11 protein-coding genes and 1 pseudogene are annotated in these 17,599 nt (G+C 41.0%); 6 read left to right on the top strand and 6 right to left on the bottom strand.

The genetic code is table 11. The features are described from left to right. Window positions 1-7: 7 nt before the first annotated feature. The 4 genes from E0F88_RS20585 to E0F88_RS33745 form a co-directional block, all read right to left on the bottom strand. Complete coding sequence (locus E0F88_RS20585) at window positions 8-1,474, bottom strand: MBL fold metallo-hydrolase (RefSeq protein WP_131960170.1); 1,467 nt, start codon at window positions 1,472-1,474, stop codon at window positions 8-10. 22 nt (window positions 1,475-1,496) lie between these two features. Further along, complete coding sequence (locus E0F88_RS20590; RefSeq protein WP_131960171.1) at window positions 1,497-2,639, bottom strand: hypothetical protein; 1,143 nt, start codon at window positions 2,637-2,639, stop codon at window positions 1,497-1,499. Next, on the bottom strand, window positions 2,639-3,376 hold the full coding sequence (locus tag E0F88_RS34785) for a CPBP family glutamic-type intramembrane protease (protein WP_131960172.1): 738 nt from the start codon (window positions 3,374-3,376) through the stop codon (window positions 2,639-2,641). The genes E0F88_RS20590 and E0F88_RS34785 overlap by 1 nt, the downstream gene beginning before the upstream one ends. Window positions 3,377-3,622: 246 nt before the next feature. After that, the gene (locus tag E0F88_RS33745) at window positions 3,623-3,778 is read right to left on the bottom strand and encodes a hypothetical protein (protein ID WP_165940117.1); all 156 of its coding nucleotides are present in this window, start codon (window positions 3,776-3,778) and stop codon (window positions 3,623-3,625) included. A gap of 416 nt (window positions 3,779-4,194) precedes the next feature. Here E0F88_RS33745 and E0F88_RS34790 point away from each other — a divergent pair. Then, window positions 4,195-4,395, top strand: a pseudogene (locus tag E0F88_RS34790) (helix-turn-helix domain-containing protein); the annotation flags it as partial. A 76-nt stretch (window positions 4,396-4,471) separates the two neighbouring features. On the opposite strand, the gene E0F88_RS20605 reads toward E0F88_RS34790, so the two are convergent. After that, window positions 4,472-6,424, bottom strand: coding sequence for a c-type cytochrome (locus E0F88_RS20605; RefSeq protein ID WP_131960173.1), 1,953 nt, complete (start codon window positions 6,422-6,424; stop codon window positions 4,472-4,474). A gap of 70 nt (window positions 6,425-6,494) precedes the next feature. Next, on the bottom strand, window positions 6,495-8,345 hold the full coding sequence (locus E0F88_RS20610; RefSeq protein ID WP_229213849.1) for a 3-keto-alpha-glucoside-1,2-lyase-like domain-containing protein: 1,851 nt from the start codon (window positions 8,343-8,345) through the stop codon (window positions 6,495-6,497). A gap of 178 nt (window positions 8,346-8,523) precedes the next feature. Between E0F88_RS20610 and E0F88_RS20615 the strand changes: the two genes are divergently transcribed. The 5 genes from E0F88_RS20615 (at window position 8,524) to E0F88_RS20635 (ending at window position 17,597) form a co-directional block, all read left to right on the top strand. After that, window positions 8,524-9,288: a 3-keto-disaccharide hydrolase gene (locus E0F88_RS20615; protein ID WP_131960174.1), complete on the top strand. Its 765-nt coding sequence runs from the start codon at window positions 8,524-8,526 to the stop codon at window positions 9,286-9,288. 186 nt (window positions 9,289-9,474) lie between these two features. Then, window positions 9,475-10,041: a hypothetical protein gene (locus tag E0F88_RS20620; protein ID WP_131960175.1), complete on the top strand. Its 567-nt coding sequence runs from the start codon at window positions 9,475-9,477 to the stop codon at window positions 10,039-10,041. Between the two features lie 96 nt (window positions 10,042-10,137). Further along, complete coding sequence (locus tag E0F88_RS20625) at window positions 10,138-11,055, top strand: hypothetical protein (RefSeq protein WP_131960176.1); 918 nt, start codon at window positions 10,138-10,140, stop codon at window positions 11,053-11,055. A 319-nt stretch (window positions 11,056-11,374) separates the two neighbouring features. Further along, on the top strand, window positions 11,375-14,368 hold the full coding sequence (locus E0F88_RS20630; RefSeq protein ID WP_131960177.1) for a glycoside hydrolase domain-containing protein: 2,994 nt from the start codon (window positions 11,375-11,377) through the stop codon (window positions 14,366-14,368). Window positions 14,369-14,576: 208 nt separating this feature from the next. Then, a complete protein-coding gene (locus tag E0F88_RS20635; protein ID WP_131960178.1) occupies window positions 14,577-17,597 on the top strand; it encodes a SusC/RagA family TonB-linked outer membrane protein in 3,021 nt (1,006 codons plus the stop codon). Window positions 17,598-17,599 lie beyond the last annotated feature (2 nt).

Below are 17,599 nucleotides of genomic sequence, written 5' to 3' on the forward strand. Positions count from 1 at the left end.
AGACTTGTTATTTAATTTCAACCATTTTTTTAAGGTCTTCAAAAGTCCCAAATTCCTTTTGCCCTTTTAGCGGCCACGAAGTGTAAATTTTGTCAACCGCAAGATTTTTAGATGTAATCAGGTCATACACTGCTTTTCCGCGTTGTCCCAACGGAGTTATTCTGCCGTCAGAACGAAAAGAAAGTAAATCGCCCGTCCATAATAGTTTACTTTCCGGAATATAGTAGACCAAATGTTCGTCGGTATGGCCGGTAGCTTTTCCAATCTCATAAGCAACAATTTTGTTCATAAATGTTCTTTCCCCATTCAATGACACGAAATCAAATTTTAACTTTTGTACTTCGTCTGTATTTGTATTGCTAAGCGAATGCGGGCTTTTCATTAAATCTTTAAAATATTCCTGATTTCCAATAGTCGTAACCATTGTAATGGGTAATGATGTATAAGCTCTGACGCCACCAGCATGATCCGGGTGATGATGTGTTACAAACAAATACTTTAATGGTTTAGTCGGATACTTCTTATGCAGTTCTTCCAAAATCTGGCTGTTTAATTCAATTCCGGCCGGAACCTCAAACAAAGCAATGTAGTCTGCAAATTCTACAAGGAGCATTTTGTTGTTTTGTGATTCGATCCTGATCAAATCAATATTGGAGGCAATGTTCTGAAAAATTAAACTGTCTTTTGTAACTATACTTTCCATCATTTTATTTCTGAAATTTTCAGGAACCGATCCAATTTTCAAATCAGATGTATCGGGTTTCACATCTGAACGCAAATTGCCATACGTAACTTCTCTTTCCGGTTTGCCATATTCATAGTCAATTCGTGACAGCGGCATTTTTATACCCTTCTCAATTTTTTGTCCTTTGTATTCAGTAGCGAATATGACATCTCCATATAAGTTGTCGTAAGCCAGATACTCTGTTTTTTCCAGAAGCTGCGTTTTCTTATTAATAAATAACGTAACAGGTTTTGGGCCAAATGAAACCCAGTCATATAATTTATCTCCGCCTAAATACCGCAAGGAAGCGCGGGATGTCCATGCCAATTGCAACAACTTAACAGGAATTTTCCGGGCAAGCTCAAAGATTAAATCCGTATTTTTTTCTTTGGACATTTTATTCTCATAAAATCCCTTGTTATACACAGAGTCCTGCTTGATAACAGCCAGCTCTACAAAAGAATATTTGTTGTTAAGCATCGTGCTACGCATGTAGCCGGATTCTTCTTTTTGAAAGAATGCATCTGTTTCTTCAAAAGGAATATCTTTTGTTTTACCAGGAACTTCATAATGTCCTAAATTATGAATGACACCCTTCGAAGTTACCAACAAGTTATTTGGCACCTGACTTCCCGTAGCATTTATCGAGTTTTTTAATATGAATATTGCTTTCTGATAATTGGCTGTGGTTTGGGAAAACGAAATAATAGGTGTCAATATAATGATGAGCGTGTATATCCTGGCTTTCATTCAATGAGTTTCGTTTGTGATTTTAATATTTTGCGGGGATTGGATTTAATTTTTGAAAAAGATCATACTGAAAGGTATATGGTTGATTCCTATAATCAAATTGTGAAATTTCCTTACCATATCGTTCCGTCATTGTCTCAAAACCTTCTGCAAACTGCCGATGAAAATCGAGGCCCTCTTCCGTAAGAATTTCCGGGTTATTCATGAGTTTAAGGTCTAAATAAAATTTGTTCATGTAGAAGCCGATGCGCCCCAAAGCCTCATACCTCATTATTTCAGAGAAATGCTGACTTTGAAATACATGATGCAGCGCATGTAATATGCAGGTGTAAGTAAATAAGCCATGAAATGCACCGTACGCACCTCGCATTTCACCAGGATTACTCGAATACTTTTTAAGCGGATGATCTTTTGGAACCTTTAAATATTTAGGTGTATCCAGGGTAAGTACATTGAAAATAATATGTCCGCATTGATGCGCAATATCATCAATGAAAAATACGGGCGTTTGAACCTTATTTTCGGTGTTGAAATATGCGGTACCATGATGCATAATTCCTGCAAATGAATTGTGATTGGGGCTACTAAATACTACGAATTCTCTTGTAACTGTTTTTATTATAGTCCAGAAATCAGATAGTTCCTTTTGAAAGAAATCGGTTGCTAAAAACAAAGATTCTTCATTTTTGTTCAAAGTAATTTCAATTGATTCATGAAATTGAATATTGTCCTGATTTCCCAGCAAATCCGTTGGATGCAGACAAAGACGAATTTGACTGTTTTCTATGAAACGATTAGGTATAAATTGTTCACTTAGATTAGTTACATCGATTGAAATAGTTTGATTAGGCTCTGTTCGTAAATATCCTAAATTGGGCAGGTTGATCATTCCAAATCTATCGGCGGAGAGAGATATTATAGCAAGCCTTTTCTCAACAGGAATATAACCCACTACCGATTGAAGCAGGGGAATTTTATTCGTTTTGCTGATATCGGACAGGAAATAGCAAAATAATGAGGGATCTAAAAATGTAAAATCATCTTCGAAGTCGAGCTGTTCAAAAAGCTTTGGATCTTCTTTATGGAAAGCCATTCTTATTGTATCCGAAAGAGCACCGTTCGTGGCTCGTAAATGGGTAATTTTATACCATGATAATCGATCCATTAATTTTGTCTGGAAAAGTTGCTTATAATTAGAATACCTATAAAATTAGACATGGAATGAAGAAAAATGGAAAGGATCACTCCATATTTTAATCTGGCATAGCTTAGAGTGATACCGGCAAGAATCTGTGGTAAAGTAAGTAAAGGAGTAAGCAACAAAGTCATTGTACTCCAGCGGTAATTCAGAATGTGAAAGAATGCAAAACAAAGAACGGATGTATAGAATATAATTTTAGGGTAAGTGAACCAGAAATTTATTAATAGTAAATCAATGTTTTTAAACTTTTTCAAACAAAGAAAATGGATGCTACATATAATCAGAGTTATAGTTACTTTTAGAATAATTAGTCTATTTTCGTTTAAATTGACATTAGTATTAAGAATGTATCCTAAGCCAAAAAAAGATAATGAACCAATCATTAGTGTCAAGTTCCATGATGAATACTTTAAACACAACCTCCATGCTACTTCTTCAAGAATAGGTGCCAATAAACATCCCATGATAATAATATATATCATCCCATTCTCAATAATTAGGTCTTGAAAAGGTTTCTGACGTATTACTAAATTCAATGGCTTGAGAAAATAGAAAATAATTATAGTAAATATCATTCTTGCAATTTCTATTAGTACAAAAAGCAAAAGAAATTTATATATAGATTCTGACTTCTTAAACTGGTCATTTATGACAACTCCATGCCTTAATAAAGAAAATATTTCGGTTGCAAAGGTTTTCATTAGGTAGTAACAAAAATGAAATAAATAACTATATTACAAAGAGACTGAACATGAAATAAATATAATATTATTCACAACCCATTCGTCATCCAAAAGAACACTTTATAAGCCTTTCTGAACAAAATGAAATACCAATATATGTGCGAGATAGATTTAATTTACATAGAATTACAACGTTTAGAATATGTCCAATTTTAAGTTGGACATATTCTAAAACTATTTACTATAGTGAACGAAATTGTATAATTAGTGTGTTGAATTATACCAGATAATAAAGTTAACTACATCTTCACACCATCCACAGTGGCAATCTGCTGCGTCACCACCTTTTATCGCTTCCAGACTCTCTTTAACCTGATCAGCCTTCTGAGCCTTCAACTCTTCCAATGATAATCTCTGCATTTTTATTAGATTAAGATAAGTAAAAACCAACCTTCCCACCTCCTGGCCAGGTATTGTTTCGAGCTGTGATGCAAAGCTGAAAAACTTTTTTTTGATCTTCTATTACTTTGGTAATAATCTCAGGCGAAGAACTAAATCTATTACAGGTGTAATAATATATTTTATTTCAAAGAATAAAATATATTGATTTATATATGTAACTTTATGTTAATCAATGTGTTATATATTTATGTATAAAATTCGACTTCAATCGGTTGAGCAGGTATTTTATATTGACAATTAATTAAGCTTAATTTGTTATGCAACGATATGGAAGATTTTAGATTGGTAGAAGGGTATACAGTACTTTATTACTCAGAAGTAAATCACAAAACAAATCCGTTGCAGGATGACAGCAGGAAGCATTACATACATACTACAAGAAAAGCGGATGCTCTCAGCCAGAGATCGCCGCAAGGTTAGAAGTCAGCCAATCGGCCATCCACAATTGGCTAAGCGGAAAAACTAAAATTCCTATGGAGTATTATCAAAGCATAGCTAAGCTTTGTGGGATTAAGCTAACTGAAATATTACCTGAAAGCTGGAAAATCACTCTTGGGTATGAAAAAGATTTCTAGTTTTTTTATTAATGTTAAATATAAAAAGGCCGCCTGAACAAATCTCAGACAGCCTTTAATACTAATTAATCGTCTCTTACTTCGCCAGAGAATTAATCCAGGCAGCAATTTTCATGGCTTCGGCTTTTGGTACCTGTGGCATAGCGGCCATTGGTGTTGCGTAATCAGGCCAGTTTTCCGGTTTTGGGTTGTATATCAAATCAACAATTTTCTCATTGGAATACTTGCGTTTGGCAACGTCGGCATAAGAAGGACCAACTACTTTTTTGTCGGCTGCATGGCATGCCAGACAAGTGTTTTTTGTAAGCAACGGTTTTACTTCTTCCCAAGTTGGTACTTTTGCAGCTGCTGTTTTTACAGGTGCTTTAGCAGGTGTTTTGCCTTTTCCATCTGGTGAAACGTGTTCTTTAACCGGAGCGGTTTCCACAGCAGCCTTCATGTTTCCTGAACGTGTCGTTTTCAGGTCAGATATTTTTAGCTTTTCTCCGTCAGGAATATTATTTAGCGTGTAATATGCGTCAGGGTGTACAAGCGACCATGAATTAGCCTCTGCACGAACACCTTCCAGCTGAATTTTATGTACATAATACTGACGGATACCGTCGATTACCAGCCTTACTTTTTTACCATCTTCGGATACTTTCACACCTTTGATATTCAGGTTTTCTGTATTCACCATCGGACTTCCGTAAACAGGGAAGTGTTTGTAGATGTAACTGCTTACTTTGTAAGAATCCAGGTCTTCTGCTGATTTACGATCAACAGGCATGGTAAATTCAATTTCAAAACCATCAGGCATTGCTTTCACCGTGTACATTTCGAAAGGCATTTTACCATTCCAAACCAAACGCTGCAAGCCCTGATTTGCATCCCCGGCCGAACCCCAACCGCGGTTGGTTTCACCCACGAACATTGAGCCGTCTTTATCAAAAGCCATACGCAGCACACCCGACTGGAAACCGCTGCGGAAACCAATGGAAGCACCCTGATATTCACCTTTTACTTTTTCAAGCACCACACGCATGATGTTACTTTGTCCCTGGTCACCTACGAAAACCTGACCGGCAAACGGGCCAAAGTCTCCTTTGGTATTATCCATGATCAGCTCGGAAGTTGAAACTCCGTGAACACCATACGGTAACCAAACGGCAGGAAGTCTTACTGCATCATACTTTTCTTTTAGCTGATACAGAAATTCAGGTTTTTCATCTACGATGTTTTCCGGTTTGATGGCCCGGTCCTGTGCATTTCTTTTCTGGCGGTTATCACGTTCAGCAAAAAATTGTTTTTCCGTCAGTTTCACGGGGGAATTTGGCAGGCTCGACCATTTTAATCCGGCCGGATGGCCCATGAAGTCTCCTTTTTTTACCTGAAAAATACCACCGGTTCCCATCCAGTCACCCTGGTTGTCGGTATAAAAAAGCTCTCCGTTCAGCATACTGATACCTGCAGGGGAGCGAACGCCGGTTGCGTAAGGTTCATATTTACCTTCATTGGTGATATGGAAAATCCATCCACGGCCCGGAACCCGGCTTTCGCCTCTCCACCATTCTTCATCCCCAAAAGCTACGTTTCCACTGACAAAAAAGCTGCCATCCGGTGCCAGTTTCGGGCCAAATGAATATTCGTGGTAGTGTCCGGACAATGGCCAGGCATAAACGGTTTCATAAACGTCCGCTTTTCCATCTCCGTTTTTATCGATCAGTTTGGTAAGTTCACCGCGCTGTGCACAGTAAAGCGCGCCATCTTTGTAGGCAAGCCCAAGAATTTCATGAAGACCTGTTGCGAACTTTCTGAAAAAAGGTGAACGGCTTGTCGGGTTATCCACGATCCAAACCTCACCGCGGCGTGTGGAAATGGCCAGCGAGCCATTTGGCATGGTTGTCAGTCCACCTACTTCCAGAATAATCCCTTCGGGAATTGACGGTGTTACGATTTTATAAAAATCCTCTTCTTTCGGAGACTCCTGCGCGCGAACGGCGGTTAGGGTTGTCAGGAGGATAAGTGCTATACGAGCAATTTTTTTCATGTTGTTTTTTAGCTTTCGGTTTTCAGCAATCGGCTTTCATGCGCACTGCCGGAATCCATTGATTGGTTTATCAGAATAGGATAGAATATTTTACTTCGCCATTGCTTACCGGAATCAGTAATTCCTGCTGTCCGTTTGCACTTCTGATCTCAGGTTTTACATTTTTATCAGCCAGCTGGATATAATACGATTTTCCATTAACCGAGTACAATCCGTCGGAAACCTTCTCGATGGAAGCGCCGTCGGCTACTCTTGCAACCAATCCTTTTGTTGGATTGCTTACTTTGATGATACGTTCGAAGTACTGATTATTTACAACAGAAATATAGTCTGTTACCGGTGATCCAAAAGCCAGATATTGGAAAGTAGGTACATCATTAGCATCTAACACATAACCCTTTGGACGGTAGCCGCTGCCGGTTGTGTCACTTTCCCATTTCGATTGTCCGTTGATTTTACCTAAAACCATGTCGTCACCCAATAGAGTTACACTTCCGCGCGGTCTTGACGAACCATCTCCGCGATCGTGCCACATAGGTGTTGCGTCCAAAAATTCACCACGCCAAACCTGAAAGATTGTTCCTTTATCCAGGTCGTAGGTGTAATGCAGGTTTGCAGGGCTTCCGACTGAAACGGCATGAACAACGCGTGTTCTTTTTGCATCGTTATCCTTTTTGTAATCCATAAAACTGCGGGTGACTGTGTTTGTTCCTGCAGTGATCAGGATCGGATCTGTTCCGCCGCCGCCTGTTGAGGAGCTTACCGTGTTGTAGGCAACTTCTCTGAAGCCGGGTCCGGTAACCCAAAGTCCAAGCGCAGGTTTCAACCAGCCATCTCTTTTGTTATTGAATATTTCAATTGTATGATCACCGGCTTTAAGTTCGACAGACCCGAAACGGTTATCAGCATTACCTTTGTATTCCTGAGCAATTACCTCCTTGCCGTCAACCTTCAGATAGGCATGGCCGGCAGCCTGTAAACGGAATTTGTATGTACCAGCATTTGGGACATTGTATTTTCCGTTGTAAACCAGCGAGTAATTATTATTGTCCTTTAAAACTTCCCAGGTAAGTGCTGGAATTGTTCCGGATTGTGTTACTTTTTGTTTTGACAAATCTTCTTTTTCTGTCAAGCCGCCATAGTAAAGCTTGTAATTCAGGTCCGACAACGTTCCCGGCTTGCGGTCAAAATTATTAACCTTTATGTTTTTGATAGCCAAAGAACCGTGGTCACCCTGGAAACGAAGCGGGCCCATTGCCACATCTTCCGCAGTTAGGGAACCTCTCGTCGGTCCGCTTACTTCCACATTTTCATGAATAGTTACGCCATTCAGAACAACAGAAAGGAAAACCGCATTGGAAACTTTTTTACCATTTGCATCAAAACGAGGAGCCTGGTAAGAAATCTTGATGTTTTGCCAAAGACCCGGCGCTTTTGCTACATTAAAACGAGGTGCATATCCTTCATAGCCTTTTTCACCTTCCGGTTTCGAATCGTTCCAGCGTTCGTAAATTCCGCCGCAGTCACTGTACTGCGCTGTTTTTTTACCCCAGCTATCAAAAAGCTGCACTTCGTAATTTCCCTGTAAATAGATTCCTGAGTTGGATCCTTTCGCCAGCATAAAGTCAAGCTCGATATCCAGATCGCCATGTTTAAGATTGGAAATCAATTCAAACTGGTTTCCATATTTCCCTTTTTCATGGATACATGCCAAAACGCCCTTGCCGGGTGTGGTAGTCAGCACGTTTTCTTTAAAAATATCCACCTTTGCATCACCCACAATTTTCCAGTTGTCGGATTTGGTTGTAAATGCACTGAGGTCGTTAAGAGGGATGGCTTGCTGGGCAAACACCGACGGCGTCGCGAGGGCAGTCAGCCCCAGCATTAAAAATGATAATAAACGATGGTTAATTTTAAACATACTGTCTGCAAGCTTAGGTTTTAGATTAAGGTGCCGTTCATGGCGGTGCAAATTACGGTATAAGATTTCGAATCTTATATTTAATTAGACGAGAATAACATTTGTTAATGCTTTTTACTTAATGTTGTGTTTTGATTTATTTCAATGAGTTATTAGACTAAACAGTTATTTTCCAAAAATGAAAAAGTTAATCCTAACCGCGTTTGGCTTTGCAGCCGCTTTTGCTGCACATGCTCAACTACAACCTGCTAAACAAACACCCGAATCCAGCGAATTGTGGAACCCGGTTCCGCGTGTAGTAACACCAGGGAAGCCGAATCCGGCAGTTTCCGGTTTTACAGCACCTTCCGACGCCATTGTTTTATTTGACGGTAGAAATCTTGACAGCTGGGTTTCAGCAAAAGCGGGCAGTCCGGCTGCTCCCTGGACAGTCGGCGATGGCGCCATGACTGTTGCTCCGAAATCAGGTGATATACAAACAAAACAGTCTTTTGGTGACTACCAGCTGCATATCGAATGGCGTACACCTGCGAAAGTAGAAGGTAACAGCCAGGGACGTGGGAACAGCGGTATTTTTATGCAGGGAATTTATGAATTGCAGGTTTTGGATAGTTATAATAACCCAACTTATTCAAACGGACAGGCCGGTTCTATCTACAAACAGACAATGCCGCTTGTAAATGCAACCGTAGGGCCAGGCGAATGGCAGGTTTATGATGTGGTTTATACCGCACCGCATTTTAACAAAGACGGGCAAATGGTTATTCCTCCGTACATCACCGTTATTCACAATGGTGTTTTGGTTCAAAATCATACGGCCATTCAGGGAACAACTCCTTATGTGGGTCAGCCAACAATCGAACCGCACGGACGCGGCCCGATCAAATTGCAGGATCACAACAATACAACCAGTTTTAGAAATATCTGGATCAGGGAGTTGTAGAAAAAGGAGTTAAGAATTAAGAAGTTAAAAATGAAGAGTTGCAGAATCATTTAAGTTATTCTGTCACCTTTTAATTGATCTGTTTCTGCTGATTCGGGAATAATATTTGTTTAGACTTAAATGATGCTGGACATCATTTAAGTCTTTTTTATTTTTCAAGAAGTATTTAAAGTAGCAAGAGGAGATATGCAGGAAATAGAGCCATACTACAACTGGGAAAAACATTATGTGGCCAGCCGAGATAAACGGTCGCCTTTTTATGGCCGTACCTACAATCTTGACTATTACGAAAATGCGATCTATGGTTATTATATCCATCCGCTCTGGGACGAAATCGGTTCTGAAACGCTGTATGTGAAGATTCTGTTTGCAGATTATGATAAAAAATACGTGATCATTGAGATGTTTGGCGAGTGGAATGATGCCCTGCACAACGATATTATGTTTTTTAAACGCCAGGTAGTTGATCCGCTGGTTGAAGAAGGAATCAACCAGTTTATCCTCATGGGAGAGAATGTATTGGATTTCCATGGGGCACAAGACGACTATTATGCGGAGTGGTTCGACGACGTTGAAGATGGATGGATTGCTGCGGTGAATTTCAGGGAACATGTCGAAGAACAGTGGAAAAAGTTTCGACTTGATTATTACATCAATTTCGGGGGAACATTACAGCTCAATAACTGGCGGACTTTACAGCCGGACCCTTTTTATGAATTTGTTAAAAAATTGATGATAAGAAGATTAACATAAAGTAAAAGGTGTGTCAATTGTTTGCAACGTTGCAAACTCCTTTGTAGCTTTCGCATTCATCCTGTTTTATCCACATAACCTTAAACATTGTTCACAATGGCAGAAAATGACGAACCAATACCAAATGATGCGCAAGAATCACTGGATAAAAAAATCGAAGAACTGAAAGTTATAACATCCGATGCAAAAGACGACGTGTTGGATAAAACTGCGGAGGTGAAAGAGGAAGCGGTCCATGTTGCAGAAACTGAAATTGCATCAGCTGAAATAGCGGCGGACGAAAAGATCGAGGAAGTGAAAGAAGGTGCTGCAGATGTTAAAGCTGAGGTTACAGAAAAAGCCGAAGATGTTAAGGAATTCGCGACCGAAAAAATTGATCAGGCGCAGGAAACTTTTGCAGAAGTGAAAGCAGAAGCTGCCGAAAAAGCAGAAGAAGTTGAAATTGCTGCGGACGAAAAAGTAGACGAAGCCAAGGAATTCGTTCAGGAAATTAAGGCCGAAGCATCTGCGAAAGCGGAAGAAGCCGAAGTGGCTGCAACAGAACTAAAAGAGGAAGCAGAAGCAAAAGCGGCCGAGGTAAGCGAAACGGTTGAAACCAAGGTTGAAGAGGTTAAAACAGGTTTTGCCGCGAAAACAGAACAGCTACAAAATGAAGTGGAATTGAATATTGCTGCCGGAAAAGTAAAAGCGCAGGAAATTGCTGATGACTTTTCAGACAAAGCTGAGGACCTGAAAGCTGCCGCTTCTGAGAAATTTGACGCTGCGAAAGTAAAAGCACAGGAATTTACCGCAGAGACATCGGAGAAATTTGCAGATCTGAAGGAAGACGCAGCCGAAGCTTACGAAGATGCAAAAGAAATTGCATCTGAAAAACTTGCGGAAGCGCAGGTAAAGGCAGCAGAACTAAAAGCGAAAGCCGAAGTGGAACTCGATGAACTGAAAGAAGCAGCTTCGGAAAAATATGAAGAAACGAAAACAAAAGCAAAAGGTTTTTGGGCCAGGTTGTTTGGCTGATATCAATTGGATTACAAACTAAAAAGTGCCTGTTTGATTTATTTCATGCAGGCACTTTTTAGTTTGATACGTAACGCTTTTTCTTGGCTAAGGCCGCAACTGTGAATTTGGATCAGTGTCCCCGGGCTAAGGCCCGGAATTAAGTTGTATTTTTCTTTCTCACAACTGTGGAGGTCTATCACATAATTCGACGGGACATGCACCAAGTATCGCATTTCTGAGTTATTACTCCACATAAAATGGTTATCCATTTAAGCCGTAAAATTAAATTTTGCTTAATGTGTGTACGAACACATTAAATTGTGTTAGTTTCGCCTTCATGAAAATAGGGACTACACTTTTCGGAATTTTCCTGCTGACATCTCTCAGTGTCCTTGCGCAGGAGGTGATTTACAAATCAGGCGCTGACCAGTGGAACGGCGACTCACTAGGGAATCACCGGGTAGTGGTACATGTGGCAGCTAAGGAGGATGTTTCAAAAGCACAGGTTGAATGGCGCAGAAGAGATCATCATACTGATGCCGAAATAATCGTAGTTGATGCGAAAACGAACAAAAGAATCCCAAATGTAAAAGTTGGAAATGTCAACCGGGAATCTGGTGACATCTTCTTTCAGCCTGTTTCTGGCGCCGGGGAATATTATATTTATTTTCTTCCGTACAGCGTTCAGGGGCGTTCTAACTATCCCAATGCATTTTACCTAAAACGAACGGACACCGCCAATCCCGAATGGCTTAAAAAAGTTTCGGGTACGCACCCTGCCGCTCAGATACTTTACATAGAGTCGCTGAACGAGATGAATAGTTTTTTTCCGATGGAGGTCATAGCGAAGGCGGCCGAGGTAAGTTCGCTGATTAAAAATAATGCCGGAAAAAGCTTTCTTATTTTTCCGGAAGACCGTCTTCATCCTATCAAAATGACTGACGATTTACCTTACAGATGGATTCAAAAAGGAGTTACAGGAAAATTTGATGATTCGGTTTCGCCAGGTGAGCATTATTCTTTTCAGCTTGGTATCTTTCCGTTAAAAGATCTAAAAAATGTAAAGGTCAGATTTTCAGATTTAAAGGATAAAAACAAAATAATTCCTGCAAAATTATTTTCATGTCTCAATACCGACGGCACTGGCTGGGATGCAAAGCCGGTTAAAATAGAGGTGAATGTAGTCAAAGGAAAAATTCAGGCTTTATGGTGCCTGGCAGATATTCCTGCAAATACTGCTTCCGGCGAATACAATGGCGTTGTGTATGTATCTGCCGACGGAGTTGCTGAAACACCCGTTCAGTTAAATATTCTGGTTAAGAAGGAAATCCTGAAAGACGGCGGAATTTCCGAACCGGTTAAACAAACGCGTCTTACCTGGCTGAATTCTACTATGGCCCAGGAAAATACGGTAATCAGCCCATACATACCTTTGAAACGTGAGAATAATAGCATTTCACTTCTTGGCCGTAAACTGACGCTGGGCGAAAACGGTTTTCCTGTAAAAATCGAGACATTTTTCACTCCGGAAATGACCGGTATGACCAAAGAACCCAAACAGGTTATTCAGGCGCCCGTGCAATTTGTTATTGAAGGTGCAGGAGGTGAAATCGAAAAACTGGTTTCATCAGGATTAAAATATACTTCACAAACAGCAGGTACCATCGGCTGGACTTCCAACAGTACTTCTGCAAACATGTCGGTTGACGTTCAGGCGTATGTGGAATTTGACGGATTTGTCGCTTACCAGGTAAAGGTTACTGCGCTCAAAGATGTAAACCTGACCGATATTCGTTTGGATCTGCCGATGCACAAAGATGCAGCCAGATACATGATGGGATTGAATCTGAAAGGTGGAAACCGGCCTGCTTCCTATGATTGGAAATGGGATGTGGTAAGCAAAAATCAGGATGGCGCATGGCTTGGAGATGTAAATGCCGGTTTAAATTTTTCTCTTCGTGATGAGAAATACGTGCGTCCGCTGAACACCAATTTTTATTTGCAAAAGCCTTTATTGCTGCCGTCTTCGTGGGGAAATGAAAACAAAGGCGGAATCCGTATTTCAGAAAACGGTGATCAGGTTTTGGTCAAAAATTACAGCGGTGAAAGAAGTATGAAAAAAGGCGAAAGTCTTTATTACAATTTCACTTTCCTAATTACGCCTTTCCACGCTCTGGATACGGATTTTCAATGGAAAACAAGGTTTTATCATAAATATGAAAACGTAGATTCCATCAAAACCAAAGGTGCTACGATTGTTAACATTCACCACGCCAACGCGATAAACCCTTTTATCAATTATCCTTTCATCGAGCATAAAGCCATGAAAAATTACATTGATAAGGCACATCAGGTTGGGCTAAAAGTGAAAATTTACAATACGGTTAGAGAGGTTTCAAACAGCGCTTACGAACTGTTTCCGCTAAGAAGTTTGGGACATGAAATATTTTCTCCCGGAAAAGGTGGCGGTTATTCATGGCTGCAGGAACATGTCGGTGAAGATTATATTGCTGCCTGGTATGTACCGGAAATCAAAGATGCTGCGGTGGTGAATTCTGGAATGAGCCGCTGGCACAATTACTACGTCGAAGGCATGAACTGGCTTACGAAACAGGTAGGCATCGACGGAATTTATCTTGACGATGTTGCCTTTGACCGTACGACGATGAAACGTGTAAAAAGAGTGCTTACCCAGGATAATCACCCTGGCGTTATAGATCTGCACTCTGCGAATCAATACAATAAAAACGACGGATTTAATAACAGTGCCAACCTTTACATGGAGCACTTCCCGTACCTGAACCGCCTCTGGTTCGGAGAATATTTTGACTACGAAAAAAACGAGCCTGACTTTTACATGACCGAAGTTTCCGGAATTCCGTTTGGACTAATGGGCGAAATGTTACAGGATGGCGGAAACCTCTGGCGGGGAATGGTTTACGGTATGACCAACCGGATGCCTTGGGGCGACGGCGACGATGCCCGCCCGATCTGGAAGGTTTGGGATGAGTTTGGAATTCAGGGAAGCAAAATGCTTGGTTACTGGACTAAAAGCAATCCTGTAAAAACCGGCCGTGCCGATGTGCTGGCAACCAGTTATGTCAAAGATAAAGCGGTGCTTGTCTCCGTCGGAAGCTGGGCGAAAGAGAATACTTCTTTTAAACTCAACATAGATTGGAAAGCACTTGGGCTTGATCCCACCAAATCAACCATTTATGCTCCGCCAGTAAAAAACTTTCAAACTGAGGCGGTTTTCAAAGTTGGGCAGGATATTCCAGTGGAAAAGAACAAGGGCTGGCTCCTTATAATTTCAGAAAAAGGTAAAATATAGTTTTTGTGATTATCAAAACAGTAAAATTTTCTTCTAAAACCTAATAATGCAGGAATATTTAATTTTGTGTGTGTACGAGCACATAAAATTTATATATTTGTTTTGTTCCTTTAAAATATTTGTATTCAAGCACTTCGGAAGATGAATTTCTTCCGTATGGGCAGCGCTTTGTCAAAACAATTTATTTCTAACCCCAAACACAGTTTAAATGACACCCAGACTTTTATTTACACTCATTTTTGTTTCACTCTTTTTGTCCGGAAGGGGTTACGCCCAGCAGACGAAGCCGGCTGCGGGTGACGCACGCCGTGTGTCGGGAACTGTTTCGGATGCAAAAGGAGGTGAGATTCCCGGTGCAAATGTTTCTATTGTAGGAACAAATACCGGAGTGCTTACCGATGCGAAGGGAATGTTTTCCGTGGAGGTACCAAACAGCCAGGCCGTACTTCGTTTTTCTTTTATTGGTTACAAAACGACAGAGGTTACCGTTGGTAATAAAGACCAGTTTTCCGTCACGATGGAGGAGGATGCCAAAACCCTTGATCAGCTTGTAGTAATTGGTTATGGTACACAAAAGAAAAAGGACCTTACCGGCGCGATCAGTTCGGTTTCTCATGAAAACCTGAATTTGGGAGGTGTGACTTCCAACGTTGCGCAGGCTTTGCAGGGGCGCGCTTCCGGTGTGCAGGTAAGCCAGGCGAATGCGGCTCCCGGCGGTTCAACCGTTGTTCGTATTCGCGGCGGAAACTCAATTTCATCAACAAACGAACCTCTGTATGTAGTCGATGGCTTTCCCTCAGAAACAGGAAAAGACATCAACCCAAGTGACATTGAGGAAATTCAGGTTTTGAAAGATGCTTCTGCAACGGCCATTTATGGTTCACGTGGTGCAAATGGCGTTGTTTTGATCACGACAAGAAGAGGAAAAGCTGGTAAAACGGTTATTGAATACGATGGTTATTATGGTATTCAGAAGATCCGTAAAAAACCGGATTTGATGAATGCACAGGAAACAATGCGGGTAACCAACGAGAAAGCTGCTGAACTTGGAAATCCTGCGGAATATTCAGCAGCGGAACTTGCAAGCAACGTGAATACGGATTGGTTTAAACTGGCAACACGCAGTGCCGTTGTACATAACCACAACATCAACATAAGCGGTGGAAATGATAATACCAAAATCTCGCTTTCCGGTAACTATTTTGCTCAGGACGGCGCTTTGAAAAAAACGGATTATGATCGTTATTCGGCACGTTTGAATGTGGACAAGCAATTCGGCGACAAATTTAAGGCCGGTGCGAGCATGTACGGTTCACGTTCATTTTCTCAATACAAAACCTACGATGGTAACATTGTACCTTCCAATGTACTTTATGGTTTGCTGTTAACATCTCCTGCAATCCCGGCTTATAATGCTGATGGAACTTACGGAAGACGGAAAGGACGTGACAATCCTTTAGCATGGTTACTTGAACCAACTAACGACCGTTATGTTAACAAGCTGAATGCAAACGTATTTGCTGAGTATGAGTTTATTGAAGGACTTTCTCTGCGCGTAAACGGCGGTACTGAATATGCAACCACGAAAGAAGGAAATTACCTGCCAACTACTTTGGTATCGGGCGAAAAGGTAAAAGGACAAGCAAGTGTAAACGATATAAGCACTACACGAAACCTGCTTGAAACTTACCTGACTTATAAAAAGAACTTCGGAACAGTACATTCATTAACAGCTCTTGCAGGATTTTCCCGCCAGTCGGATGTTCGTGATGCGCACTACACGCAGGTTCAGAAATTTACTACCGATACCTATTTATACTACAATCTGGGTGGTGGGGCGGAACGCATTGCGGCAACGAGTTCAAGAATTGAAGCAAAACTTGCTTCCTTTTATGGTCGTTTGAATTATGGTTTTAAAGATAAATATCTGGCTACTTTCACACTGCGTTCAGATGCATCTTCCCGTTTCGGGCCTAACAACCGGGTGGGTTACTTCCCGTCGGGTTCGGTTGCATGGCGTGTGATTGATGAGGATTTCATGAAAAGTAACAAGGTTTTTTCTGATCTGAAATTCAGAGCAGGTTATGGAGTTACGGGTAATGACCGCATCGGGGATTATATCTATATGTCTACCTTCGGGCCGACTGGTGTTTCCCTAGGTACAGGCAGCGATTTGTACGGTGGTGTGGTCGCAACAAGAGCTTCCAATCCTGATTTGAAATGGGAAAGTACGGCACAGACGAACGTTGGTGTAGACATGGGATTCCTTGGCGGAAAAATTACTGCAACAGCTGATTACTACCACAAAAAAACCAATGACCTGATTATGGATATTCCGATCGGACAATGGTGGGGATTCAGTACACAGACTGTAAATGCTGGTTCTATTGAAAATAAGGGGGTTGAATTGTCGGTTACTTCAAGAAACATTTCTACCAACGATTTTAGATGGACTACAACGCTGAATGTTGCTTACAACAAACAAAAAGCAACGGATCTGGGCGGCAGGCCATACATCAGAACGCAGACTGCCAACCCAGACGGAGCTGTACCGGCAGCAGATTTTACCGAACTGGTTGTAGGACGCGAGCTGAGCGAAATCTTCGGTTATGTATATGAAGGTGTTATTCAAAAAGGCGAAACCTACACGCCTCAGCCACTGTCGAAAGCAGGAGAACCAAAATACAAAGATTTAAACGGTGACGGAGCCATTACCACAGCTGATCGTCAGGTTCTTGGAAACGCAAACCCGCATTATATTCTTGGTTTCAATAACGATTTGGCATACAAAGGTTTTGAGCTGAATATATTCTTCCAGGGTGCTTTGGATTACAGTCTTTACAACATGAACCGTCTTTTAATGGAAACCTACTCTGGTAAAGACGCACTGGATCGCTGGACGCCGACTAACACGGATACGGAAATTCCTTCAAACGGATATTTTACTTCAAAATACGGTGGTTATGTTAATTCGCGGTTTGTTGAAAACGCATCTTATCTGAGACTGAAAACACTTACACTAGCCTACAATGTGCCTTTGAAAAAACTTGGCATGCGCAGTTTACGTGTTTATGTAACTGGCCAGGATCTGTTGACATTTACCAATTACAGCGGTACCGATCCGGAAGTAAATACAAATGGCGGCGATGCAAACCTGAGAGCTGGTCTTGATTTCAACGCATATCCTGCTTTCCGTTCTTACACTGTTGGTCTGAAATTGAATTTTTAATA

This window comes from Dyadobacter psychrotolerans (assembly GCF_004349265.1).
GTDB lineage: Bacteria > Bacteroidota > Bacteroidia > Cytophagales > Spirosomataceae > Dyadobacter > Dyadobacter psychrotolerans.